Here is a 25,594-nt window from a genome sequence, read left to right as displayed (position 1 = left end):
GATGTGTTGACGAGTGAAATCATTGAACAAGAAAAAGTAATGAGGTTATTAAAATTTTAAATTTGATCAGGAGGGTTTTTATATGAAAAAATCAATAATATCGAAAGCTTTTATTCTGGGTATGTCATTAAGCATACTAACTTCGGTGGCTCATGCTGAAGAAGGGGGAGGACAGTCGCCTGCATATCAGGGCCAGACGGTGGAAATAGACAGCAGGCTGCTGCAAAAACAGGCAGAGATAGACAAGTATGTATTTGAAGACCATGCAAAGGAAATTGAAGCTAAAGGATTTAAGATCACCCATACCGGACCGATGGGAGAATATGTAGAGATAGGCATTACTCCTTACAGTGAAGAAAATGCTAAGTTTCTGTATGACATCTTCGGTAACGATATGGTTAAGGTTGTGGAAGGCCAGCAAGCAGTGCTGATGGATGTCGGACCTGCCAAAGATGTGGAGCCTGTTCCGGAGGACAACCCGGATGCGCGAAACGCGGCTACATCCGACATGGCACCGGACATCGTCCTGTCCACCAGCGTTTCATCCGATGATGTTGTGCCTGATGTTGCAACAGATACTGTTGCCATAACCAGTGCTCCTGCAGATGATGTTGCTGCAACAGCAGAGCTTTATACTGCAAGCGGAGTTTCGACACAGAGTAAGGATGCTTCTTCAATGGCTTTGCCGGCGATAGCTGCTGCAGCAGGTGCGATTATCGTGATTGGAGGCTCTGCTGTTGTGATACGCAAAAGAAAAACTGCGGAAAGATAAAATATCAAAATTTCTGAGAAATATTAAAAGGCGTCTGGTTGAATAATCCTGGCGCCTTTTTTGCATTAAAAATTCACTGATCGCCTTCTCCCAACATAGTTTAGGAAAGAGTTCAGCTATTAATGGATGTATTGATTGATTTGTGCTTTTGATTCCTTTCGAGGCAGCAATCATCCGTTTCAATCAACTGAATTCAAACCGGCTTTGTACAGCCTGAGCAAATCAAAGGAATACCCAAAGGGGCATCATCATAGTGTCATGGCTTCAGGATCACCTTAATGCAATTGTCCTTTTTCTGATCGAATATTTCATAAGCATACGGACCTTTATCCAGGGGCAGTACATGTGTTATTATGTCTGTCGCGTCAAACTTTCCTTCCCTGATAAGCTTCAGTATGGGCTCAACATAGGAATGGGCAGGGCACTGACCCATTTTCAGAGTAATATTCCTTGCAAAAAAATCCCCTAGAGGGAACATGTTGTACCTGGCACCGTAAACTCCTACCAGTACAACAGTGCCACCTTTCCTGACGGCCTGGGTGGCGATTTCTATTGCCGATTTGGAACCTCCCTGAAGCTTTAACATTGATTCTATCAGCTCGATGGTAGTCATTTTCCCGTCCATGCCGACACAATCGATTACTGCGTCTGCACCTCCATGGGTGATTTCTTTTATATATTCACCGGTGTTGTCATGATCCTCGAAATTTATGACTTCAACTCCATTGTGTTTTCTGGCATGCTCTAGTCTGTAACCGATATAATCCACGGCAATGATTCTTTTGGCTCCTCTAAAGGCGGCCCACTTCTGCACTAGAAGTCCGACAGGGCCACAGCCAAGAACCACTACGGTATCCCCGGATTTGACGCCGGCCATATCAACACCCCAATAGGATGTAGGCAGGATGTCAGTCAGAAACAGGACCTGTTCATCTTTTAAATCCTCAGGAACAACGGTGGGGCCGACATTGGCATAGGGTACCCTTAGGTATTCCGCCTGACCTCCGTCATATCCGCCATAGGTTTTGCTGTAACCGAAAAGGCCGCCTACCTCTCCGTTGGTATTGGAATTGTCGCATTGGCTCCAAAGATCGTGCTCGCAATACCAGCAATGGCCGCAGGCTACCGGGAAGGGAACTATAACTCTGTCGCCTTTTTTTACTTTATGGACATCCCTTCCTACTTCTTCAACAATTCCCATGGTTTCATGGCCAAGAATGAAGCCTTTTGGCATGTTTGGTACAAATCCGTGGATGAGGTGCAAATCTGAACCGCAAATGGCTGTGGATGTAACTCTGATTATTATATCATCCGGTTTTTTAATTTGCGGATCACCTACATTGCTGACACCCACTTTTCTTACTCCCTCATAGACAAGTGCTTTCATATCATATCCTCCCATCTTTCGTAAAATAAATGCATCAAACTGTGCTTTAAGTTTGGTCTGTCTTATCCGGAGCTTATTTTACCTTCAATAGCACCAGTTTGCTGGCCCAAAAGATAAAGCTAACATCGGTATTTTAATAAAGCTGTGAAGAATGAATACCGATGTTAGCTTTACCGAAATATGGAGAAATATACTGTATAGCAGCTTATATCCCATCAGCCGGGCAGTCTTCCGGAACACCTTCATCAATGACGCCGGTGTCAAAAATATCATCAAAAATGTCTTCATCAATAAGTGCATCATCGGGAGGAGTGCTTGGTTTTGACAGCTCACTGCTGTCACGAAAATCATAAACCCTGTAATAATCCTTAGTTTCAGGATTTTTGACTACTTCCGACCTGTTGCGGTTCAGAAGGCGTACAATTTGATATACATCTATCCAGATTTCATTTTTGCCCTCTTTTTGAGATTCGTCAAAAATCAGCTGCATACCGAAATGAAGATGGGGCTGCCGTATGTTGTTTACATTTTCTTCCCTGCTGTAACCGCTTCGTCCCATATATCCTATGACATCTCCAGCCTTAACCACCGACCCGACCTTTAAATCCTTTCTGTATGGGAAATTCTTTCTAAGGTGCGCATAATAGTAATATCTTTTGGAGTCGTGGGAACGAATTCCAATTCTCCAGCCACCATACTGATTCCAGCCCATAGCTTCCACAACTCCGCCTTCCACAGCAATGATGGGCGTCCCTACCTGCCCCATAAGGTCATTCCCGAGATGTACTCTTTTAAAGCCATAGGTGCGGCTGTTTCCAAAGTCATCGTAGTGGCTGTATGGAAAATTCTTTGCTATGGGGGAGAAGGCCTTGAGGCCGTAACGTCTTTCCCAGCGTTTTCCCCCTTCTGCATTTTTGTCCGGCACTTCGATTTCATATTCTCCTACAAAACCCGACAACACTGCGCTGTAGGCTTCGAGATAGTAGGGGTAGTATTTCAAATTCTGTGTAAGCTCTTCCATGGTTTTCCCCGAGCTTAGGATTTCGGCCAGATCATCCAGCTGCTTATCCTTATATCCCTTAAAATTGCCTCCGTTTTTTGCGGCGAGATAGGCCAGCATTTCAATCCAGTTCAATTTAACCGGTTTGTCCTGGGAGTTTATATCCAGCTTCATTGCTTTGTACATGGCCTCATAGGGAACATTAAAATCCACCCACTTTATATACGATTTTTGAGTCTTTTGGGATTCGGATTCTGAGCCGGAACCGGATACGGTGCCAGACCCGGATGTTGTACCGATTCCGGGTTCAGCCTCTAAAGCATCCTCACCATCGCTTAAAAAGGCGTTTTGAACAATCTGATTTGAAACCAGCATCCATGTGCCAAATACCAAAACGGCACACAGAATAATGCCAATTCCGGCATATATCAGACTTTTCTTTGATATGATGAAAATCATAACTGCACATACCTACCTTCACATATGAAAATAAGATGTCATATAAGCTATGGAAATCAGCCGGATTTTATCTGTATTTATAAGACCGGCACATATAATACTATGATTTTTTCAAATACTATATTCTATATAAAATCGGTTTGATTATAGATGATAGAAAATAGATGGCTGCTGCCCTGAAAGGAATCAATGTATATAAATAAAAGCATCCGTTGTTGGCTGAATTTTTCTTAAGTTAAATAGCAGGCAAAACAGTGAATTGAAAAATACATGCCACGTTGTAAAAGTAACTTCCACCTTTTTTATTTCTGCTGATTTACATAATAACTAAATTCCACTGTTTATGAACTTGGGGTGGAAATAACTTTTTCAATTAAACCCTGGGAGAAAACTTTTCTGAAAATTCTAAAATATGTTGAAAAAACTAATTACATATGATACAATGTCGAAGGTTGAATATTTTTAAGTCTGGTACAGAGATGCCGACAAGATATTGAACACATTTAATTATATGTACATGTGTGTATATATGATGCATATGTGATCTTGAATGAAACACGATCTTGTCTGTGATATCTCAGGCAAGATTTTTTTATGTCATTCAGAGCGGCTTGCCTTAACGGATGGCATGAAGTTACCAGCATTCAACTAAACACAAATAATTTAAACTTAATATGAGGGGGATGTTTTATGGTAAGAAATCAGCAGGAAATCGGGTACTTGCCCGACGAACGGCCACCGGTCTGGAAGTTATTGCTTTATGCTCTGCAGCAAGTCATTGTAATGTTTCCCGCAACGGTAGCTGTTGCAATCATCACAGGTTTTCACATTTCTACAACGATTTTTGCCAGCGGTTTTGCAACTATTTGCTTCATACTGGTCACCGGAAGAAAAATTCCGCTATATTACGGTTCGAGCTTTTCATACGTTGCTGCGATAGGCAGCTTGATGACTTCGGAAGCTCTGGCCGGTTTGACGCTTAACGAAAAGATATCCATAGCTCAATTCGGTATAGTCATGTCCGGTTTTGTTTCGATTATTGCAGGCTTGATAGTAAATCGATTCGGAAGAGATTCCATAGAAAAGATTTTACCTGCTTCAATTACAGGACCGATAGCAATGGTAATAGGACTTACCTTGGCAGGCACTGCCTTAAGTGATGCCGCATCTATAGCAATTGATACGGCAGGTACGGTGGTAGTGGCTGACTCTCAGATGCAGCTGGCGAAAAACATGGCATGGATCATCTCACTGGTCACATTGATTTCGACTATATTGTTTTCAGTATATCTGAAAGGTTTTATGGGACAGCTGCCCCTTATTCTTGGACCAATTGTTGGATGCTTAGCAACTTTTATTATAAATCTGGCAACCGGCATAAACCTCTTCAAAGTGCTGCCGGAGACTGCCAACAGTGGAATTTTCGCCCTGCCGATTTTCACTTTGCCAAAACCATCAGCAATGGCGGTTGCAGCCATCATGCCAATAGCTATTGCCACCATTCCGGAATCTACAGCCCATGTATATCAGCTGGACATTTATGTAAATGACTTGGCAAAGAAGAAGGGTACCGGTAAGAAGTTCAACATAGCGGACAAGCTGGGTCTCAACCTGATAGGAGACGGTATTGGTGATATTGTATCCGGTTTAGTGGGAGGTCCTGCCGGAACCAACTATGGAGAAAACATCAGTGCAATGGCTATCACCAGAATATTCTCCGTACCGGTAATAATTGCAGCTTCAATTATTGCTATGGTAATTGCCTGCTTTACTCCGCTGGTAAATGCAATTTATTCAATACCCACAGCGGTTATTGGAGGTATGGAAATCTATCTGTTCGGTGCTATAGCAGCTCAGGGTGTTGCTATAATGGTGGAAAAAAAGGTTGACCTTTTCAGCTCCAAAAACATAGCCGTAATTGCAACCATCATGGTTATAGGACTGGGAGGACAGTATGCCTTCGGCGGAAATATACCGTTCTTTGGAGTAAATGTTCCTTGTATTGCAGGAGCGGCTATATTCGGAATCCTTCTCAACCTTGTTTTAAGCATAGGGGAGAAAAAGGCCAAAGCGGATGAGAAAGCTTCCACATAGCACTTTATCAGGTACACATCATCTAAAAAGGGTTAATTCTTATTAAAGTTATATTTATCATAATTCCATATGAGATCGATGTACGGCGGTCGGGGAGATGTATATCCCGGTCGCCGATTTTGTCTTTCCGCAGAACCTGCTTTGAGGACACTTGAGATGCTGATCCGGTGCATGCCATGGGGAGGCTTGCAAATTGAATACTTTCAATATTACAACCTATGTAAATCAATGGCATTGCGAAAACTCTGCATAAAAATCATCCTTGATAATGAAAAACCCTTTACATCAACAGGTGCTTTTATGTAAAATTATTAAGGTTATATCGATTACCTTGAAGCTGTGTTCGTGCTCCGGCTGATGCCATACTGACTGATGCCGGTGGCAAGAAGCTGTTATTTAGGACTGGAAGGTCTGTTGTTTCCGGAAATATAAAGGGAAGAATAATGAAATATATAGAAATTTGAGCAAAGCTGTGATATAATATAAAAAATTGCATATCCTGTGGGGGAGTAGTTTGCACATTTTATATGTGTGACAAGTCAACATCATGGCTGCACAACAGCCTGGCTTGCCTTAAAGAACAAGACTCATAGGTAGCTAAAAAGGCTACTTATGAGTTTTTTTTGAGTAAGCACTTTAGCTTGTGGAGGAAAAATATGGGATTATATGAGTTGCTTATGATTGCGATTGGTTTAGCGATGGATGCCTTTGCGGTAGCTATCACCAAAGGATTATCCATGAGGAAATTGAACTATAAGAATGCGCTGATGACAGGAGCTTTCTTTGGAGGCTTTCAGGCATTAATGCCTCTCCTGGGCTATATACTCGGAACCCGGTTCAGCAGTGCGATAACATCTATTGACCATTGGGTTGCCTTTGTTCTGCTTTCGTTGATAGGCATCAACATGATCCGTGAATCTAGGGATGAAGAGTGTGAGGTGGATAGCGATTTCGGTTTGAAAAGAATGCTTGTTCTGTCAGTGGCTACTAGCATTGATGCTCTTGCAGTGGGAATAACTTTTGCTTTCCTGCAGGTTGACATTATCCCGGCGGTTTCCATAATCGGCATCACCACTTTTATCATATCCTTCCTGGGAGTAAAAATCGGCAGTGTGTTTGGCTGCAGGTTTAAATCAAAGGCTGAGCTGACCGGGGGCATTATATTAATCGTCATGGGCGCTAAAATACTGGCTGAACATTTGGGTGTATTGTAAACTTTGATACTTGACATATAATTAAATATTTGATATTATTTGCAGCAATATTGTATATTCGTAAATGCGTTGACAGGGAAAACACACTGTTTTAATGTGCTTCAGAGAGCTGTCGGTTGCTGAGAGACAGTGCACATGGCAGGCTGTGAACTCCCCCTTGAGCAGTCAGCTGAAAGCTGCGGCGGCTCCGTGCTGTTTGTGGCAAGTAGGTGGGACCGGGTTTCTCGCCGTTATAACGAGAGGGCATTCATCGTAAGATCGATGCCGCAAAGAGGGTATGTACATACCAATTAGAGTGGTACCACGGAAGTAATGGCTTTCGTCTCTGGCAGAAATGTCGGAGATGAAAGCCTTTTGTTATATTCAGGAAAGTTTATGGAGGGGATAATCATGAAAATTTCGTTTTCAACTTTGGGCTGTCCTGGTTTCAGCTGGACAGACACATATTCCATGGCCAAAGATCTTGGCTTTAAAGGAATTGAAATCCGTGGATTGGGAGATGACATCTTTACAGCCGATTCAAATCCATTTTCTGAAAGCCAGCTTCCGCAAACTATCAAGAAGCTTGCCGGGTTGCGTCTGGAAATTCCCTGCCTTTCTTCCGGCTGTTGTCTGAAGTTTCCTGAAAAAGAGGAGGAAAACTTTCAGGAAATCGTGAAGTATATCAACCTCGCCTCGAAGCTTGGTACGCCTTATGTCCGCATACTTGGAGACCTTGAACCTCATCCGGAAGGTGAAGTGGATGATGAGATAGTCATCTCCATGCTGAAACGCCTGGCTCCTGTTGCCGAGGAAAAGGGAGTAACCCTTTTGGTGGAAACCAATGGTGTATACTCGGATACAGCTCGTCTGTGCAACCTGTTGAACTCCGTGGCCAGTGATGCGGTGGCAGCCCTGTGGGATATCCACCATCCCTACAGGTATGCCGGTGAATCACCGGCTAAGACGGTGCAGAATCTGGGAGCTTACATAAAACATGTACATGCCAAGGATTCGGTAGTTGTGGATGGCAAAACCCAATACCGCATGATGGGTGAAGGGGACCTGCCCATAGATGATATGATGCTGGCACTGCGTTCCATCAACTATGACGGATATGTTTCTCTGGAATGGGTTAAACGTTGGGCTCCGGATATAGAAGATGCCGGCATAGTATTCCCTCATTTCGCAAATTTCATGGAAAAGTATTTGGGCAAGAACAATGTAAGTACCAAGTTGTTTGACAATAAGACAAAGACAGGCAAATACATTTGGGAGAAGGATACTCTGATAGACCTGACCTTTCCTCAGGTGCTTGACCGCGTAGTGGATGAGTTTCCGGATCAATATGCGTTCCGGTACACCACTATGGATTACACAAGGACGTATGCCGAATTCAGGGATGATGTGGATACCTTTGCCCGTTCATTGATTGCATTAGGCGTCAAGCCGGGGGACCATGTCGCAATATGGGCCACCAATGTGCCCCAGTGGTTCATCACCTTTTGGGCAACGGTAAAAATAGGGGCGGTCCTTGTGACGGTGAATACAGCCTATAAGATTCATGAAGCCGAATATCTGCTGCGGCAGTCGGATACCCATACCCTTGTTATGATAGACGGATATAAGGATTCCAATTATGTTGAGATTATAAAAGAGCTGTGTCCTGAGTTGGAAACTGCTGAAGCTGGTAAGCCGCTTTACATAAAACGTCTTCCTTTCCTGCGCAACATCATCACAATAGAGTCAAAGCAAAAGGGATGCCTGACCTGGGATGAAGCCATTGCTTTGGCGGATAAGGTGCCGCTGGCATCCGTTTACCTGCGGGAAGCTTCTATAAACAAGCATGATGTGTGCAACATGCAGTATACCTCTGGAACCACAGGCTTTCCTAAAGCTGTTATGCTCACTCACTACAATGTCGTGAACAACGGAAAGTGCATAGGTGACTGTATGGATCTTTCCACCGCGGACCGCATGATGATTCAGGTGCCCATGTTCCACTGTTTTGGCATGGTGCTGGCAATGACAGCTGCCATGACTCATGGAGTCACCATGTCCCCGCTGCCATATTTCTCACCGAAGGCGGCACTGGAGTGCATTAACAAGGAAAAAATCACCTGCTTCCACGGCGTACCCACAATGTTTATCGCCCTGCTGGAGCATGAGGATTTCCCGAAAACGGATTTCTCCCATATGAGAACGGGCATAATGGCAGGCAGCCCTTGTCCTGTAAAGGTAATGCAGGATGTTGTGGATAAAATGAACATGAAGGAGATAACCATTGTATACGGGCAGACCGAGGCATCCCCCGGCTGTACCCAGAGCCGTGTGGATGACCCCCTGGAGGTTAGGGTAAACACCGTAGGACGTCCTCTCCCAGGAATAGAGTGCAAAATCGTGGACCCTGTGACCGGCGAAGATTTGCCCGACGGTGTGGATGGAGAATTTGTCGCCCGGGGCTACAATATCATGAAAGGCTATTATAAAATGCCGGAAGCGACAGCAGCTGCTATCGATAAGGATGGATGGCTGCATACCGGCGACCTGGCCAGAAGGGATTCCAACGGTAATTTTAAAATCACCGGACGCATCAAAGACGTGATCATCCGCGGAGGAGAGAATATTTATCCCAAGGAGATTGAGGACTTCATCTATACCCATCCCAAGGTAAGGGATGTCCAAGTCATCGGAGTTCCGGACAAACAGTATGGTGAAGAGATAATGGCATGCGTAATACTAAAAGACGGAGAAACGATGACGGAAGAAGAACTCAAGGATTTTGTACGCTCGCATATGGCAAAGCACAAGACTCCAAGGTATGTGGAATTTGTGACCGAATTCCCCATGAACGCAGCCGGAAAAATACTTAAATACAAGATGCGCGAGCAGGCGATAGAGAAGCTAGGGCTGCAGGCAGCCAACAACATAATCACCGCCTAAGCCTTAAAGACTACAAAGGCTATAAAGGCTATAAAGACTATAAAAACTATACAGACTATAAAAACTATAAAGACTATAAAAAGAGCTCCCTTCATTGACAGCAGTTTATGTATGAAGGGAGTTCTTTTTCAATATTAAGCATAATGGCGATCAATGAAACGGCATTCACCGTTAATTACTCTCCAGGGCCATTGCTTTCTTAATCAAAATGTTAAAATCAGAAAAACAATGCACCACAGCTTTTATCATGCTGCCTTCAGCACATTTTTTATTACATCCACCACATGCATTATATCATCCTTTGTTACCCAGTAGTTGGTAACAAAACGCATAATGCCATTTTCCGGTCCGTTTATTTTAATTCCTTCTTTGAGTAGTTCCTTCACCAGCTTAGAACCATCATCCCCGGTGTCTCTCATGTCGAAATAGACCATGTTTATCTGTATGTCATCCGTAAACACCTTTATGCCTGGTATTTTTGCCAGCTCCCGGCCTAAAAGCGCGGCATTGTCATGATCTTCCTTGAGCCTTAGCCTCATCTTTTTTAAAGCTACCAACCCTGCCGCAGCGAGGAAACCTGCCTGCCTCATGCCGCCTCCCATAAGCTTGCGGCCTTTTCTGGCTTTCTCAATGAAGCTGCTGCTGCCGGCCAGCATGGACCCGACGGGTGCGCATAAGCCTTTGGAAAGGCAGAACATCACGGAGGCGCAGTATTTTGCTATCTCAGCGGCATCAATGCCAAGACTTGTAGCAGCGTTGAAAAGCCGAGCACCATCCAGATGGACAGGAATTCCGTGTTCCCTGGCAATGCCGTATATTTTCTCCATGTTTTCCAACGGTATAACTCTACCGTTGGAATGGGCGTTTTCTAAGCATATGAGCCCGGTTCTGGGGAAGTGGATATCTTCTCCTCTGATTTTCGATCTGACTTCATCGGGGTCAAGAGCGCCTTTACGGCTTTGCAGCGTTCTCAGCTGCACTCCTGCTATCACGGATGAAGCACCTACTTCATGGGCCACTATGTGGCAGTCGTCACCCAATATGACCTCATCCCCATGCCTGCAGTGGGTAAACAGAGCTAGCTGGTTGCCGAAGGTTCCGCTGGGTACAAAAAGGGAAGCTTCCTTTCCCACCAGGTGGGCGGCATACTCTTCCAGCTCCCTGATGGTAGGGTCGTCTCCATATACATCGTCGCCCACCTCGGCTTTGTACATGGCTTCCCTCATTTCCTGGGTTGGTTGTGTAACCGTATCGCTTCTCAAGTCAATGAACTTCATAGAATGACCTCCAAAATATGTTTATGGGGTCATTTTAACATAACGGAGATTTAATATAAAGCGCCATGACTATCCAGCAGACTCTGAATTTCTTTATAATCCACATCCCGGAAGGCTAAATTACGTTTTACCGCTATGGAGGCAGCAGTTCCGGCTCCTTCGCCTATGCATGTGCATATAGGCATGACCCTGTATGCGGAATGGGCTTCATGGGTGGATGAAATAGGCCGGCCTGCCACGATGAGGTTATCCATCCCTTTTGGAAGGAGGGCCCTGTAGGGAATGGTATAGTAGTCACCGGCAGGGATATGCTGTATGACGGTTCCGGAGCCTGAAGGATTGTGGATATCCACCGGATATGTGCCCCGAGCTATGGAATCTTCAAATTTCACCGTATTCAACAAGTCTTCCTGCGTAATCGTATATTCACCTACAATGCGCCTGCTCTCCCGAACTCCGATTTCCGGTGCGCTCATAAGCAGCTGGCAGTTTTCAAAACCTAGAATATTATCTTTCATAAAGCGGTATAATTCATAAACCTGCTCCCGGGCTTCAATTTCTGCCTGGGTAAGGTCTTCGGCCTTTACTCCGGATTTACCGACAACCCGGGTGGAATTAAAATGCATCACATCGTCCACAACATGGGCGAAAGTGAGGACATCTTCCCGGGGATTTTTTATTAGCCCTTTTTGCTTCATTTCATTGAACTTTTTATTAACGAAATTGCGGTCGTATTTGGATGTGTCAACATTGGCAAGTCTGAAACAAAGGGTCATGGGCTGGCACAGGTGATCCGAGTCCCGTCCTATTCTATACTCACAGCCTGCCAAGGTACTGAGATCAGCATCGCCGGTAGCGTCTACAAAGTATGACCCTTCATAGGAAGCTGTCCCTGACTTGCTGGTTACCGTGACTGCTTTCAGCCTTGCACCTTGCTTTTCCACTGAGGAAATAAATGAGTGCAGCAGTATGTCAATCTTATGCTCAAGTATCATCCTGTCCAGTACGAGCTTCATAATTTCCTCATTGAAGGTCTGTCTGTTCTTATGAAGCCCTTCCAGTTCATCCAAACGTCTTAAAATTTCTTTGAAAAGGCCTTCGTTTACTATTTTGTTCCAGTTATACCCACCATTTTCAGAACGCTCGCAATAGGGCATAAAAGGATTTACCAGACCAGCCGTGGCCATTCCTCCTAAATAACCGTTCTTTTCAATAAGCAGCACTTTTACTCCCTCCCGGGCGGCTGCTACGGCTGCGGCAACTCCCGACAGCCCGCCACCGGCCACGATAAGGTCATACTTTTTATTTCCTGACATTTGATATCCCTCCCTGTAATTTGCTTCCTAAAATTCATGTTTTATATGGGAATAGATGCTATCATACCGATAAGCTAATTATAGAGGACGGGAAAAACTTTATCTTATACTGTACTGATTAAAACTTAAACAATATTGACATCATATTTTTAATGCAGTTTAAGCTTGGATACAAATTGAAGCATGACTATATACGAACACAAGGCTGAAAGCAAATAATGCCTATGAAAGCTCTAAGTCTGAGGATTCTGACCGAACATTTAAAAAATATTAAAATTTTAAAAAACTATTGACCTTAACGTTACGTAAAGGTGTAAATTATTTTTATCAGGAGGTGAAAGCATGGAATACACGGTGCAAAAACTGGGAAAGATGGCAGGTATCAGTACCAGAACACTGCGGTATTATGATGAAATTGGGATTCTAAAGCCGGCTAGGATCAATTCTTCAGGATATCGCATATACGGACAGTCGGAGGTCGACCGGTTGCAGCAGATACTGTTTTACAGGGAGCTGGGGGTAAGCCTTGACAGCATAAAGGATATCATGTCCTCGCCGTCCTTCGACAGTTTGGCTGCACTGAAGGAACACCGTGAAAAGCTTCTTGAAAAACGTAAGCAACTGGATGCGCTGATTGCCAATGTAGAAAAAACAATAGCTGCATCGGAAGGGAGGATTATTATGAGCGATATGGAAAAATTCGAAGGTTTTAAGCAAAAGCTGTTGGATGAAAATGAAAAGAAATACGGAAAAGAGATAAGGGAAAAATACGGTGAAGAGCAAGTGGCCAAATCTTACGAAAAGTTTAAAAATATGACCCAGGAGCAATACGAAGAAGTTCAGAAATTAGGTGAAGACGTGATGACTACATTAAAAGAGGCCTTTAAAACCGGCGATCCGGCCGGGGAACTGGCACAAAAAGCTGCGGATCTTCACCGCCAGTGGTTATGCTATTTTTGGCCAAATTACACTAAAGAGGCTCATGCAGGCGTTGCTCAGATGTATGTGGATGATGAGAGGTTTACACAGTACTATGATAAAGAGCAGCCTGGACTGGCTAAATTTTTAAGGGATGCTGTTTTAATATATACCGGTATGAATAAATAAGCAGGGGAGAGCGGTTGGTAATACCAGCCGCTCCTTTTTATTTATCTGGAATGGAAATAGGTGGCAATTGCTTTTTCATGTTTATGTATTGTAAAACTCCGGCATTATAGGCATCATGTTTGAATACATTATAAATTCTGGTATAATTTGAAGCATGATGGTATTTGAGTGTGATTTGCTATCAAATAAAACTTATGGGATAGAGTATGGTTATTTGTGTACAATTGAAAAGGACATCCCCAGGTCTCGGTTGGAATTGAAAAGAAAACTAGTTTTAACAAAAGACGATGTTCAGATGTCTGAAAACTTTATGAAACTAAATGAAGCGGATTTGAAGATTTGTCGGCTTTGACCGGATATTAAAATTAAATTACCTATGGAAGGAAGAATTCCCGGTGAAATTTGATGCGGAACCTATGAGCATTCTCGATAAAAGTATGAAATGGCTATGCAGCGGCAAGAAGATACACATATCCATCCATGATGCTTCGGGTGTTTTTCAAAGCAATCCCGATCTTAAGCTGCATCCGATATATAAAGTGCATTATAATGATTTTTGCAATAAAGCCAAGACTACCTGTGCCGGCCTGCGTTTTTGCCTAAGGTGCAAGGCCTGTTCTATACGGAAGGCCTTCTCTGTAAACGAAATGTATGTGGGGCGTTGCTATCTGGGGATTACGGAAATCGTAAAGCCGGTGGTTTTGAATGGCAGAAAAATCTGTGTCATATATCTTGGAAACATGACGGAAGAGGAAAAATTGCCTTCCATAAAGGGCATGATACATAAAGCATGTGGAATTACCGGAGTAAAGGAAAATCTTTTGCTCGATGCCCTTGAAGGAACAGAAAAGGTTGGAAAACAGGATATAGAGCAGTATAAGGAAATAGTGGAGGTTGTATCGCACCTGATTCGGCAAACACTATTAAATTATATGAAAAGGGATAGAACGGAGGAAATGTTAATAACGGCTGCCGGCAGTGGGAAACACTGGATTATCGATGCGGTGGAGAATTACATCCGGGCATATTATGACAGGGATTTGAAGCTTTCTTATTTATCCAAGCTGTACTTTGTAAATCCGGACTATCTGTGCCGGCTGTTCAGAAAAGAAACCGGGAAAAACTTTTCCGAGTATGTTAATGACATACGCATCGAAAAGTCGAAGCAGCTTTTGACGGGGTCGGACGATGCCATAATGAATATAGCGCTGCAGGTGGGGTATAACAATGTGACCTATTTTAACAGGGTTTTCAGAAAGCAAACCGGGATAAGCCCGGGAGAATACCGAAAAGTCCTCAAAAGCCATGGAAATGGCGATACTGTGTTATAGGAGTTCAACATATTTGTATACTATGCGTAACTTTGGTACTAACAGCTGGGAACTTTAGTGGAAAAAAGATATCGTGCTTGTATATGCTAGAGGATTTAGAGGACTTTCCCAGGTGATTGGAGTTTACATATAAAAGCAGACAGCTCCCTATACCTGCAATTCTAAAGGGTACAGATCCAACATTGTGTTTCCAGGAGGAAGTCCTCTGGAAAATGGTGGGTAAGTCATAATTTTTTATGGCATGTAAATGAGATAGAATGCCTTGTTATGGATCATGCTGAAGTTTTGATAATACTGTGTAAACCTTTATTGGAGGTGGCAAAATGTATTATGCTCATACAAAAGTAGGTTTGCCGGAGGATGAATGGCAAAAACTATCCGATCACTTGACCGGAACATCGGAATTAGCAGGTAAAAAAGCTTCAAAGTTCAATGGAGAGGAATATGGAAAGGTTGCTGGATTACTACATGATGCAGGCAAATATTCTATTGAATTTCAAAAGCGACTGAGAGGCTCAAAGGTGCCTGTGGACCATTCTACAGCTGGAGCAAAAGAAGCATTCGAAAAGTATGGTTTGCCAGGACTTATATTAGCTTATGTTGTTGCAGGACATCATACCGGTATGCCGGATTGGATAGATCCAGGTTCCAGCTCATCCCTTAGTGAGCGTATAGAGAATGCTGATTTGCCCGACTACAAGGAATTTCATAAAGAAATATCTCTAACCGACAAATTACCGCCTTTACCTATTAAAATTCATGGAAGAGACAGAGAGGAAATAAGAAAGAGTACTGGATTCTCACTTTCATTTTTTACCCGCATGCTTTATTCTTGTCTAGTGGATGCGGATTACCGAGACACGGAGAGATTTATTGATCCACAGAAATCAAAAAACCGTGATTTAAAAATTAACTTATCCCAACTGTTACAAAATCTTGATACATATATGGAAGCTAAATGCTCTAAGAGCAGTGAAGGATATATTAACAGAAAGAGAAATGAAATCCGTATTGCTTGCATCGAAAAGTCCTCATTGCCCAAAGGAATGTTTTCTCTTAAGGTTCCGACCGGTGGAGGAAAAACACTATCTTCCTTAGAATTTGCTATAAGACATGCTATTTGCCACAATATGGATAGGGTTATTTATGCTATACCCTATACCAGCATTATCGAGCAAAATGCCCAGGTCTTTCGCGAAGCGCTGGGAGAGGAGTTTGTGCTGGAACACCATAGCAACTTCCTATTTGACAGAGATGAAGATGACTTAAACTATGAGGATAATCCTTTACGTTTAGCCGCAGAGGACTGGAACATACCTGTTGTGGTTACTACCAATGTCCAATTTTTCGAATCCCTGTTTTCGAATCGAAGCTCCCGTTGCCGCAAGCTTCACAATTTGTGCAATAGTGTTATTGTTCTGGATGAAGCTCAGATGATACCCATTGAATTTTTAAAACCTTGTCTTGCTGCTATATGTGAGTTGATACGCAACTACGGTTGCAGTGTTGTACTATGTACTGCAACTCAACCGGATATTAACGATTTTTTGCCTGTAGATATGAAACCCAGGGAAATAATTCATAATGCAGATGAACTGTTCAGATCCCTTAAGAGGGTTAAAACTTCATATGTTGGACGAATGACTGATGAAGAGCTTAGTACAAAACTCAAGGATTGCCGACAGGTATTATGCATAGTAAACACCAAGAGCAGGGCATCTCAGATCTATGACTTGATAAATGATGGTGAAGGGATATATCACCTTAGTACATTTATGTGCCCAATACACAGAAATAAAAAACTCAATGAAATAAAGGAATGCCTGAAAGCCAGCAAGCAAAACAGCAATTTACCCTGCCGTGTCGTATCAACACAGTTGGTGGAGGCTGGTGTGGATTTGGATTTTCCAACAGTTTATCGCGAAATTGCAGGAATTGATTCAATAAATCAAGCAGCGGGTAGATGCAACAGAGAAGGAAGGTTAGAGTGGGGCAGAGTTTTTGTATTTGAGCCAGAGAAACTATTAGCATCAGACAGTTTTCTGGCAAGAGCCGCCTCCATTGGTAGGTCTGTTCTGAGAAAATATGATGATCCCATGCTTCTGGAAGCTATAAAAGAGTATTTTCGTTGTTTGTACCATCAAGATGAAAATCTGCTAGACAAACACAGAATTATCGAAGCATTGAGTGAATGTGGTATGTCGCTGCAATTTCCTTTTGCAACCATTGCCCGCCTATTTCGACTTATCAGCAACAACCAAGTATCATTAATCATACCCTATGATGAAAGATGCAGAAAAATGCTTTCAGATGCACAATGGCTGGATAAACCAGAAAAACTTGCCAGAAAGCTTCAGCCATATGTTGTGCCGCTGGAAGTATACCAGTTCAAAGATCTTGAGAAAAACAATCTGATTGAGACTGTAGCAGGAGTCTTTTATGTTTTGAGTGACATGAAGTTTTATGATGACAACAAAGGATTGATTTTGCCAAAAGGTACAGTAGAACAGGATATTCTAATTTACTGATATTCCGAAGGATAGAAGTAAATTTACTAGGATGATATTTTATCATGTTGAAATATTATAAGTATATCAAGCATTTTACCATGTTTGCTATAGAGTGTGGGTTTGCTCCTAAGATACCGAGGCTACATTTCGACAAATAGAAGACATTCAATTATCCTGTTACACCAAGCATATGAATTGATTTAACTAACCTTGGTCAGTAATATCCCCTCATATGTAATATATGGTCGGATTTTTCTTTACATTGTTATTTTATAGAAATTTATTTGAAATGAGGAGGAAATATGTATTATATGTAGAAGTTATTTACAATATACTTTACGAATTGTTAAGCGGATTTAAACATTTGTTAATCCAATCACACTATCTTACCAGTGAAAGGAGTGGAATAAGGTGGGTTTTGGTATTGCCATAAAGGTTCAGGGACCTTATGCACTCTTCTGCCGCCCGGAGATGAAAGCTGAAAGGGTGAGCTATGACGTCATCACTCCCTCAGCAGCGCGAGCCATCATTGAAGCTTGCTATTTTAAGCCTGCCATACGGTGGATTATTGACCGCATCCATGTAATGAATGAAATACGTTTTGATAATGTACGGCGCAATGAAGTGGAGAATGTTATCTCAGTCAGGAATGTGATGGCAGCTTTCAACGGAAAGCCAAGTGATCTTCATCAGTATGCAAGCTTGGAAAGACAGCAGAGGGCATCTTTACTGTTAAGAGACGTCAGCTATGTCATTGAGGCGCATTTTGAGATGACGGACAGGGCAGGGCCGGATGATACCGAAGAAAAGCATTACAATATTGCAGTAAGGCGTCTTAGAAAGGGACAGTGTTACTATCAGCCATATCTTGGATGTAGGGAGTTTTCTGCCAAAGTAGAACTTCTGGAAGGAGATATTCCGGCCTCTTTCTATACAGGCACCGAAAAAGATCTTGGCTGGATGCTCTGGGACATTGACTACAGCAACGACAAAAAGCCTCTGTTTTTCCGACCGGTAATGAAGAACGGAATTATAGAGGTTCCAGATTTGCTGAAAAAAGGAGGAATGTCATGATTCTCCAATCTTTATATAATTTTTATCATGTATTATTGGATGATCCTGATTGTGAAATTGCTCCTCCGGGATATTCAGCAGCAAAGGTTTCATTCAGCCTTATATTGTCGCATGAGGGTGAGCTTTTGGATGTAAGGGACTTAAGAATTTCCAACGGTAAAAAAGCCTTGCCCAGAACCCTCATTGTACCAGAACAGCCAAAACGCACTTCCGGAACTTTGCCTTTTTTCCTTTGCGATAATGCAGGGTATGTACTTGGTCTGGATGAAAAAAGGGGAAAGGTAAAATATGATGCTTTTTGCGACTTTCAAAAGCAAATCCTGGCATCATGTCCAAGCATTGAAGCCCATGCAGTGATTAAGTTTCTGGACACCTGGGATGTAGAGAAAGCTTCCGTTCATTCGATTATCAAAGACTTATATAAGGATATAAAGAATGCAAATCTGGTTTTTCAGTTGGACGGCAGTTACTCCTATGTCCATGATGTCCCGGAAATTAAAGCTGTGTGGGAAAGGTATCTTCTTGGTAAGACAGCGGAGTATGAGGCAATTTGCCTTGTGACTGGGAAAAAAGCTAAGATTGCTAATATACATCCTAGCATAAAGGGTGTGTTTGGAGCTCAGAGTAGCGGTGCAGCACTGGTTTCATTCAATATACCATCTTTTAAGTCCTTTGGAAAGGATCAGAGCTATAATGCTCCGGTTAGTGAGGAGGCAGCTTTTGGTTATACTACTGCGCTAAATTATCTTTTGGCTGACCCCAAACATCGACTCTCAATCATAGATACCACAACGGTCTTCTGGGCGGAAAAGCCTGGAAGCCTGGAGGAAGAAATATTCTCCTATTTGTTAAATCCGCCGATGTTTGAGGAGGAGGAAAAAGATAAAAATGCGATGGTGAGAGACCAAAAAACCCGGCAACTGCTTGAAGATACCTTAAAAAGGGTAAGCATGGGATTACCCATCAAAAACTGGATTGCTAATATTGATGGAGATATGCATTTTTATATCCTCGGTTTATCTCCCAATAATGCCAGGCTTGCTGTGCGGTTTTGGCATATGGATACATTGAACGGATTTGCGGAAAAAATCGGGCAACATTATGCAGATCTTAAAATAGAGGGGCTCAAACATGATGCAATCCCTGTGTGGATGATTTTGAAAGAGACAGCTGTACGCCGTGAGCTTAAAAATGTATCTCCAATTCTGGAGGGAGGAATTATGAGAGCCATCTTGACGGGAGATTTATATCCACAAACTCTTTACACATCCATTATAAACCGAATCAGATCAGATCATGAAATTAACAGCATAAGAGCTGCCATCATTAAAGCGTGCTTATTGCGTAAAGCAAAAAAATACAGGAAAGTAGAAACTATATCGGAGGAGGTATTGCCAATGAGTCTTAATGCTAGAAACGGTGAGACTGCCCGAAATCTTGGTGCTCTTTTTGCGATTCTGGAAAAGATACAACAAAATGCCAATCCAGGAATCAATGCTACCATTAAGGAGAGATACTTTAATTCTGCATCAGCAACCCCATCGACGGTTTTTCCCCAGTTGATGCGCCTTTCAAACCACCATTTGGCGAAATTAGAGACTGGATCTAGAATTTATTGGGAGAACAAAGTAATGGAGAATATATCCCAAATTGAAAACTTTCCTGCGCGCTTGACTCTGGAAGAGCAAGGACTGTTTATGCTGGGTTATTATCATCAGAGAGAAAACTTTTTTAATAGAAAAAATGAAGAGAAAAGGGAGGATGATTAAAATGTTTAATAAGAACAATCCTATTGCAAATCGTTATGAATTTGTGCTTCTTTTTGATGTGGAAAACGGAAATCCAAACGGAGATCCTGATGCAGGGAATATGCCTAGAATAGATCCCGAAACAGGCTTAGGTCTTGTAACTGATGTATGCCTTAAGAGGAAAATACGAAACTATGTTTCTATCGCTAAGGGTTCTGAAGATGGATATGATATATATGTCCAGGAGGGCGCTGTTTTGAATGAACAGCATCTTAAGGCATATAAGGCTGTTGGAATTGAACCTGACACTAAGAATAAGAGGCTACCTTCCGATAAGGACAAGGCTGAACAAATCATAGACTTTATGTGTAAGCATTTCTATGATATAAGAACTTTCGGAGCAGTAATGACTACGGAGGTAAATTGCGGACAGCTCCGGGGGCCTGTTCAGATTAATTTTGCCAGAAGCATAGATCCTGTTGTTCAGCAGGAAGTTACTATCACAAGAATGGCTGTAACAAATATAAAGGATATGGAAAAAGAGAGGTCCATGGGCAGAAAGTATATTATACCCTATGGTCTATACAGGGTTGAAGGATTTGTTTCGGCCAACTTTGCTAAAAAGACGGGATTCTCATCATCCGACCTGGAGCTGTTGTGGGAAGCCTTAATAAATATGTTTGACCATGACCGTTCTGCTGCGAGAGGAAAGATGGAGTCCAGAAAGCTGTTTATATTCCAGCATTCCTCCATGCTTGGAAATGCTCCTGCTCATAAGCTTTTCGATTGCATAAAAGTGAATAGGGTAGATCCATCTACTCCACCTCGTTTTTTCACAGACTATGAAGTTGTAGTAGAAAAGGAGAGCATTCCTGACGGTGTAACGCTGATAGAAAGGTTATGATTATCAATGTATACGGAAGAAGAATTGCTTGCCTTATCCGGTATCCAGCATATAGCTTTTTGCCCAAGACAATGGGCTCTAATTCATGTCGAATGCCAGTGGGCAGAAAATGCAAGAACTACAGAAGGCAGACTCATGCATGAAAGAGCAGACAACCCTTTTATTCAGGAAAGTAGGGGGAATATAGTAGTTGCCCGTTCAGTACCATTGGTAAGCTATGAAATAGGATTATATGGTGTTGCTGATGTTGTTGAATTCATAAAGACAGAAGTTGATGGCAAAGGCGTGGCTCTAAAATATTATGACGGGGTATGGGTACCACACCCTGTTGAGTATAAAAAAGGAAGGCCAAAGCCGGATGAAAGGGATATAGTACAGCTATGTGCTCAGGCTATTTGCCTTGAGGAGATGTACGGAATAAGAATAGACAGAGGCTCTTTATATTATGGAGAAACGCGGCATCGGGAGCTGGTTGATTTTGATGGTAAAATTCGAAAAAAGGTAAAGGAACTATCGCTGAAAATGCATGAGTTGTTCACAGAAGGGCATACTCCGCAGCCGTATTATTCAAAACACTGTAGACAATGTTCGCTGTACGACCTATGCATGCCAACCCTAACGAAGAAAAAGACTACCGTTAAACAATATTTGTATAAAGCAATGCATGAAGAGACTGATACCCATACTCATTTATAAACAATGGATCTGTGAAAGGAGAACCTATGAGAAAGCTGCTAAACACTCTTTATGTAACATCCCCTAACAGCTACCTGACAAGAGACGGTGATAATATTGTAATAAAGGAAGAGGATAAAGAGAAGCTGCGTATCCCTGCTCATAACCTTGAGAGTGTTATATGTTTCAATTATGCAGGAGCCAGCCCTTCCTTGATGAGCTTGTGTGCAGAAAAGGGCATTTCTTTGTCATTTCTTTCCCCAAGCGGATATTTCTACGCAAGAGTTACTGGTAAAGTCAATGGGAATGTTTTGCTAAGAAGAAAGCAATACAGGGTCGCAGACAACCTCATGGAATCATCAGCTTTTGCCAAGAACTTCATAATTGGGAAGGTATACAACTCCAGAGCCATACTTCAACGTGCTCTTCGTGAGTATAAGAATATGGAAAGCAGCGGGGAACTACAAAGGGCATCCGATTATCTTAATTTTCAGTTGATGCGGTTAGATAATTCAGAAAATCTGGAAACAGTAAGAGGAATAGAGGGTGAAAGTGCGCATATTTACTTCTCATGTTTCAATCATTTAATCATAAATCAGAAAGAATCTTTCCTGTTTTCTGAAAGAAATCGGCGCCCACCTTTGGATAATGTAAATGCGCTTCTGTCATTTCTTTATACATTATTGATGCATGATGTTCAAGCGGCACTGGAGACTGTCGGGTTGGATCCGTATGTAGGCTTTTTGCACAGGGATAGGCCGGGGAGGGCCAGCCTTGCTTTGGATTTAATGGAGGAGCTTAGGCCTTATCTAGCCGACCGCATGACATTGTCCTTGATTAACAAACGACAGGTTGATTCTAAAGGATTTGTCAGCAAGGAATCAGGAGCGGTGATTATGGATGATGATACAAGAAAAGTTGTAATCACAGCGTGGCAAAAGAGAAAACAGGAAGAAATCATGCATCCATATATTAACGAGAAAATTCCTGTAGGGTTGTTACCATATGTTCAGGCAATGCTGCTTGCAAGGACCCTGCGGGGCGAAATTGACGAATATCCACCATTTTTGATAAAGTAGAGGTGGTTTGCATGATGGTATTGATCACATACGATGTTGACACTACCACTTATGGAGGACAAAGACGTTTATATAAGGTTGCCAAAACATGTGTGAACTATGGACAAAGAGTGCAGGAATCTGTTTTTGAATGTGTGCTAGAACCTCATCAGTATATAGAGCTGAAAGCGAAACTTGAGAAACTGATGGATATTGAGAGAGACAGCATAAGGTTCTACAATCTGGGGAGCAATTGGAAACGTCGTGTGGAGCATCTTGGTGCGAAAAAACCTTATGATCCGGAAGGTGTTATAATCACTTGAGTTTTCCGCGGAACCCAAGTGAACATGTTTTTGCGGGGAAGTCGCGGAAGTCTGATTTTCAAAGGTTTCAGAGTCTTTTGCTAATTTTTTGAAAAGAGATTTTGCATCATTTTTTAAGATCCGCGGAAATATTGCATAGAAGTGCTGATATACCTGCTTTTGAATATAGTGCAGTCGCACCCTGCACGGGTGCGTGGATTGAAACGGTTCAAAAACATCAGAGAAGCAGATGATATACATGCTGTAGTCGCACCCTGCACGGGTGCGTGGATTGAAACATAAATGGACTTCTATAAAAACCGGGAACTCTATCGTCGCACCCTGCACGGGTGCGTGGATTGAAACGTAGCTGATACCAAAGCTACGGCTTTGTCAATGAGTTGCATCTCGTAAAAGGTGCATAAATTTAAAATGTTGACAGCGTGAATATAATTGATTAGAATACATCGCAATCCCTATGGAATGTTGACTGAAATGTTATATAATGCAAATATAGAAACATGGGGAGAAGGTAAGCGATGAGCAAGGTATATGAATTTGAAGCTGAGATTAAAAAAGTGCCGGATATTGATGGTGCATATATTGAGATCCCCTTTGATGTGAAGGCTAAATTTGGCAAAGGGCGGGTATCTGTTACTGCAACCTTTGATGGCGAAGTATATCATGGCATGCTTGTGAGAATGAAAACACCATGCCACATAATAGGCATACGGAAAGATATCAGGGCGAAAATAAACAAGCAGCCAGGAGACAAGGTTTTTGTAACTATCAGGGAAAGAGAAGTCAAAAAATAGGAGGAAGTTTATTGGAAAGGAAAAGTCTGTTTCAGTGCCCTGTGTGCAAAAAAGCGCTGGTGCAGGGTGAGAAGGAATATCGTTGCAATAAAGGCCACAGCTTTGACATATCGAGAAAAGGGTATGTAAACCTGCTTCTTCCTAATCACAAGGGATCGGGCAATCCGGGAGACAGCAAGGAAATGCTGCAAAGCCGGAGGGATTTTTTAAACAAAGGGTATTATGAAGGCTTTTCAGATAGATTGAATGCTCTATCTTCGCATTATATACCCAATGATGACGCCAACGGCATAAGTATTCTTGATGCCGGATGCGGCGAGGGCTATTACATTTCACGGCTTAAAAACAGCCTATGGGCCAGTGGTATGGAGAAAACGGATATTTACGGCATAGATGTGTCCAAAGCCGCGATAAATTTAGCTTCCGGCAGGGACAAGGCTATACGCTTTGCTGTTGCCAGCACTTATCATTTACCCCTGCTGGACCGATGCTTGGATGGCATATTGTGCATTTTTTCTCCGAGGGACGAGAAGGAATTCCTTCGTGTCTTAAAACCCAAGGGCAAGCTAATAGTTGCAGCCCCAGGACCAAAGCACCTTTACAGCTTTAAGAAGGAATTGTATGAAAATCCGGAATATATAGGGCAAAAGGGAACTGTGGGTGAAGGATTTTCCGTGCTGGAATGTGTCAACATATCATATGGCATTTCACTGGAAAGCACGCAGGATATTATGAATCTGTTAAGCATGACGCCTTATACCCGCCATACGGACCAGGATGCGGTAGAAAAACTGAAAAGGCTGAATGCTCTGGAGACTGAGGTGGATATAAACATAATTGTATACCAGAAGCTGCGATAAACATAAAATGTTTTTAAAATACAGGAAGCTTTGACAGGTGAGCAGCTTTCACCGACGGCAATTTGGATAAACTAAAAAGGAGAGTGTGCACTCTCCTTTATCTTCGAATTTACCACCTGTTGCCGAAGCTTCTGTTTCTGCTATTGTTGTTGTTTCTCTGCTGCTTTCTCGCTCTTCTGCAATCAGGGCATCTCTGAGGCTCGTTTTCGAATCCCTTTTCTTTGTAGAATTCCTGCTCGCCTTCCGTAAAAATAAATTCGCTGTTGCAATCCTTGCAAACCAATGTTTTGTCTGCCATTTAAATATACCTCCCTAAATTATTTGGATTAAACTAATTTCCTGATTACTGTCTCCAAATAAATTTAAGAGAGGTCAGTACAGAAATAATCAACCCATATCGGATATATGTAATATCACGACTTATTAAGAATATCACATGATTTGTTAAAAAGCAAGGAATTTTTCCAACTTTATTTTGCCGATTTATGTTGATTTGAAAATTTTTAATGTTATAATGGAAATTGTATGTTTTGAACATATAAACATACTTTGTCATTATTGCTCAGACAGGCTTGACCTGTCTGTTTTTTTATACATAAGAATGCGCTTATTAGTGGAAAGCTACACATGTGGTTTTTGAAAATTTCGTAGGATATTTATGCCAAAGATTTATTGAATTTTCTGTGTCTATGTGTTACTATATGATATAATGTTAGTGAAAAAATTAACTATAGTTTGGTTACCCGGATATTTGATATAAGATATGGGA

20 protein-coding genes and 1 other annotated feature are annotated in these 25,594 nt (G+C 42.2%); of the genes, 15 read left to right on the top strand and 5 right to left on the bottom strand.

What is annotated here, in order from left to right:
• Positions 1-82: 82 nt before the first annotated feature.
• Entirely contained in the window at positions 83-772 is a 690-nt protein-coding gene (locus tag CDO33_RS11305) for a hypothetical protein (RefSeq protein WP_103080097.1), read from the top strand.
• 256 nt (positions 773-1,028) lie between these two features.
• Here the strand turns inward: CDO33_RS11305 and CDO33_RS11300 are convergent, their stop codons facing one another.
• A complete protein-coding gene (locus CDO33_RS11300; RefSeq protein WP_103080096.1) occupies positions 1,029-2,159 on the bottom strand; it encodes a zinc-dependent alcohol dehydrogenase in 1,131 nt (376 codons plus the stop codon).
• A 205-nt stretch (positions 2,160-2,364) separates the two neighbouring features.
• Positions 2,365-3,618, bottom strand: coding sequence for a M23 family metallopeptidase (locus tag CDO33_RS11295; protein WP_242973820.1), 1,254 nt, complete (start codon positions 3,616-3,618; stop codon positions 2,365-2,367).
• Between the two features lie 690 nt (positions 3,619-4,308).
• Here CDO33_RS11295 and CDO33_RS11290 point away from each other — a divergent pair.
• The 3 genes from CDO33_RS11290 to CDO33_RS11280 all read left to right on the top strand — a co-directional run bounded on the left by CDO33_RS11290 (position 4,309) and on the right by CDO33_RS11280 (position 9,848).
• Positions 4,309-5,712, top strand: coding sequence for a uracil-xanthine permease family protein (locus CDO33_RS11290; protein ID WP_103080095.1), 1,404 nt, complete (start codon positions 4,309-4,311; stop codon positions 5,710-5,712).
• A 656-nt stretch (positions 5,713-6,368) separates the two neighbouring features.
• Positions 6,369-6,926, top strand: coding sequence for a manganese efflux pump MntP (locus tag CDO33_RS11285; RefSeq protein ID WP_103080094.1), 558 nt, complete (start codon positions 6,369-6,371; stop codon positions 6,924-6,926).
• 60 nt (positions 6,927-6,986) lie between these two features.
• Positions 6,987-7,256, top strand: a binding site (T-box leader).
• 60 nt (positions 7,257-7,316) lie between these two features.
• On the top strand, positions 7,317-9,848 hold the full coding sequence (locus tag CDO33_RS11280; RefSeq protein WP_103080149.1) for an AMP-binding protein: 2,532 nt from the start codon (positions 7,317-7,319) through the stop codon (positions 9,846-9,848).
• Positions 9,849-10,093: 245 nt separating this feature from the next.
• Here CDO33_RS11280 and ltaE read toward each other — a convergent pair whose 3' ends face one another.
• On the bottom strand, positions 10,094-11,125 hold the full coding sequence (gene ltaE, locus CDO33_RS11275) for a low-specificity L-threonine aldolase (RefSeq protein ID WP_103080093.1): 1,032 nt from the start codon (positions 11,123-11,125) through the stop codon (positions 10,094-10,096).
• Positions 11,126-11,175: 50 nt separating this feature from the next.
• A complete protein-coding gene (locus CDO33_RS11270; RefSeq protein ID WP_103080092.1) occupies positions 11,176-12,441 on the bottom strand; it encodes an FAD-dependent oxidoreductase in 1,266 nt (421 codons plus the stop codon).
• Positions 12,442-12,783: 342 nt separating this feature from the next.
• On the opposite strand from CDO33_RS11270, the gene CDO33_RS11265 reads away from it, so the two are divergent.
• From CDO33_RS11265 to CDO33_RS11215, 11 genes are all read left to right on the top strand, one after another.
• Positions 12,784-13,548: a MerR family transcriptional regulator gene (locus tag CDO33_RS11265; RefSeq protein ID WP_103080091.1), complete on the top strand. Its 765-nt coding sequence runs from the start codon at positions 12,784-12,786 to the stop codon at positions 13,546-13,548.
• A gap of 395 nt (positions 13,549-13,943) precedes the next feature.
• The gene (locus CDO33_RS11260) at positions 13,944-14,879 is read left to right on the top strand and encodes a helix-turn-helix domain-containing protein (protein WP_103080090.1); all 936 of its coding nucleotides are present in this window, start codon (positions 13,944-13,946) and stop codon (positions 14,877-14,879) included.
• A 323-nt stretch (positions 14,880-15,202) separates the two neighbouring features.
• Positions 15,203-17,407 (top strand): CRISPR-associated helicase/endonuclease Cas3, encoded by a 2,205-nt coding sequence (locus CDO33_RS11255; RefSeq protein WP_103080089.1) that lies wholly within the window; start codon positions 15,203-15,205, stop codon positions 17,405-17,407.
• A 393-nt stretch (positions 17,408-17,800) separates the two neighbouring features.
• Complete coding sequence (gene cas5c / locus CDO33_RS11250) at positions 17,801-18,463, top strand: type I-C CRISPR-associated protein Cas5c (protein ID WP_103080088.1); 663 nt, start codon at positions 17,801-17,803, stop codon at positions 18,461-18,463.
• Complete coding sequence (gene cas8c / locus CDO33_RS11245) at positions 18,460-20,232, top strand: type I-C CRISPR-associated protein Cas8c/Csd1 (RefSeq protein WP_103080087.1); 1,773 nt, start codon at positions 18,460-18,462, stop codon at positions 20,230-20,232. Before cas5c ends, cas8c begins: the two co-directional genes overlap by 4 nt.
• 1 nt (position 20,233) lies before the next feature.
• Complete coding sequence (cas7c, locus tag CDO33_RS11240; protein WP_103080086.1) at positions 20,234-21,115, top strand: type I-C CRISPR-associated protein Cas7/Csd2; 882 nt, start codon at positions 20,234-20,236, stop codon at positions 21,113-21,115.
• Positions 21,116-21,121: 6 nt separating this feature from the next.
• Entirely contained in the window at positions 21,122-21,811 is a 690-nt protein-coding gene (gene cas4, locus CDO33_RS11235) for a CRISPR-associated protein Cas4 (RefSeq protein WP_103080085.1), read from the top strand.
• A gap of 26 nt (positions 21,812-21,837) precedes the next feature.
• Complete coding sequence (gene cas1c, locus CDO33_RS11230; RefSeq protein WP_103080084.1) at positions 21,838-22,869, top strand: type I-C CRISPR-associated endonuclease Cas1c; 1,032 nt, start codon at positions 21,838-21,840, stop codon at positions 22,867-22,869.
• An 11-nt stretch (positions 22,870-22,880) separates the two neighbouring features.
• Complete coding sequence (gene cas2 / locus CDO33_RS11225; protein ID WP_103080083.1) at positions 22,881-23,171, top strand: CRISPR-associated endonuclease Cas2; 291 nt, start codon at positions 22,881-22,883, stop codon at positions 23,169-23,171.
• 518 nt (positions 23,172-23,689) lie between these two features.
• A complete protein-coding gene (locus CDO33_RS11220; RefSeq protein WP_103080082.1) occupies positions 23,690-23,965 on the top strand; it encodes a DUF1905 domain-containing protein in 276 nt (91 codons plus the stop codon).
• An 11-nt stretch (positions 23,966-23,976) separates the two neighbouring features.
• On the top strand, positions 23,977-24,825 hold the full coding sequence (locus CDO33_RS11215; RefSeq protein WP_103080081.1) for a putative RNA methyltransferase: 849 nt from the start codon (positions 23,977-23,979) through the stop codon (positions 24,823-24,825).
• 109 nt (positions 24,826-24,934) lie between these two features.
• Here CDO33_RS11215 and CDO33_RS11210 read toward each other — a convergent pair whose 3' ends face one another.
• On the bottom strand, positions 24,935-25,123 hold the full coding sequence (locus CDO33_RS11210) for a zinc-ribbon domain-containing protein (RefSeq protein WP_103080080.1): 189 nt from the start codon (positions 25,121-25,123) through the stop codon (positions 24,935-24,937).
• Positions 25,124-25,594 lie beyond the last annotated feature (471 nt).

Source organism: Clostridium thermosuccinogenes, assembly GCF_002896855.1.
Taxonomy (GTDB): domain Bacteria; phylum Bacillota; class Clostridia; order Acetivibrionales; family DSM-5807; genus Pseudoclostridium; species Pseudoclostridium thermosuccinogenes.
Note: the sequence above shows the minus strand (reverse complement) of the source record. Positions and strands in the feature narration are given on the sequence as shown.

Excerpts from the sequence above, each read along its gene's own strand:
- CDO33_RS11305 (WP_103080097.1), top strand. The coding sequence starts at position 83 with ATGAAAAAATCAATAATATCGAAAGCTTTTATTCTGGGTATGTCATTA.
- CDO33_RS11300 (WP_103080096.1), bottom strand. The coding sequence starts at position 2,159 with ATGAAAGCACTTGTCTATGAGGGAGTAAGAAAAGTGGGTGTCAGCAAT.
- CDO33_RS11295 (WP_242973820.1), bottom strand. The coding sequence starts at position 3,618 with ATGATTTTCATCATATCAAAGAAAAGTCTGATATATGCCGGAATTGGC.
- CDO33_RS11290 (WP_103080095.1), top strand. The coding sequence starts at position 4,309 with ATGGTAAGAAATCAGCAGGAAATCGGGTACTTGCCCGACGAACGGCCA.
- CDO33_RS11285 (WP_103080094.1), top strand. The coding sequence starts at position 6,369 with ATGGGATTATATGAGTTGCTTATGATTGCGATTGGTTTAGCGATGGAT.
- CDO33_RS11280 (WP_103080149.1), top strand. The coding sequence starts at position 7,317 with ATGAAAATTTCGTTTTCAACTTTGGGCTGTCCTGGTTTCAGCTGGACA.
- ltaE (WP_103080093.1), bottom strand. The coding sequence starts at position 11,125 with ATGAAGTTCATTGACTTGAGAAGCGATACGGTTACACAACCAACCCAG.
- CDO33_RS11270 (WP_103080092.1), bottom strand. The coding sequence starts at position 12,441 with ATGTCAGGAAATAAAAAGTATGACCTTATCGTGGCCGGTGGCGGGCTG.
- CDO33_RS11265 (WP_103080091.1), top strand. The coding sequence starts at position 12,784 with ATGGAATACACGGTGCAAAAACTGGGAAAGATGGCAGGTATCAGTACC.
- CDO33_RS11255 (WP_103080089.1), top strand. The coding sequence starts at position 15,203 with ATGTATTATGCTCATACAAAAGTAGGTTTGCCGGAGGATGAATGGCAA.
- cas8c (WP_103080087.1), top strand. The coding sequence starts at position 18,460 with ATGATTCTCCAATCTTTATATAATTTTTATCATGTATTATTGGATGAT.
- cas7c (WP_103080086.1), top strand. The coding sequence starts at position 20,234 with ATGTTTAATAAGAACAATCCTATTGCAAATCGTTATGAATTTGTGCTT.
- cas4 (WP_103080085.1), top strand. The coding sequence starts at position 21,122 with ATGTATACGGAAGAAGAATTGCTTGCCTTATCCGGTATCCAGCATATA.
- cas1c (WP_103080084.1), top strand. The coding sequence starts at position 21,838 with ATGAGAAAGCTGCTAAACACTCTTTATGTAACATCCCCTAACAGCTAC.
- cas2 (WP_103080083.1), top strand. The coding sequence starts at position 22,881 with ATGATGGTATTGATCACATACGATGTTGACACTACCACTTATGGAGGA.
- CDO33_RS11220 (WP_103080082.1), top strand. The coding sequence starts at position 23,690 with ATGAGCAAGGTATATGAATTTGAAGCTGAGATTAAAAAAGTGCCGGAT.
- CDO33_RS11210 (WP_103080080.1), bottom strand. The coding sequence starts at position 25,123 with ATGGCAGACAAAACATTGGTTTGCAAGGATTGCAACAGCGAATTTATT.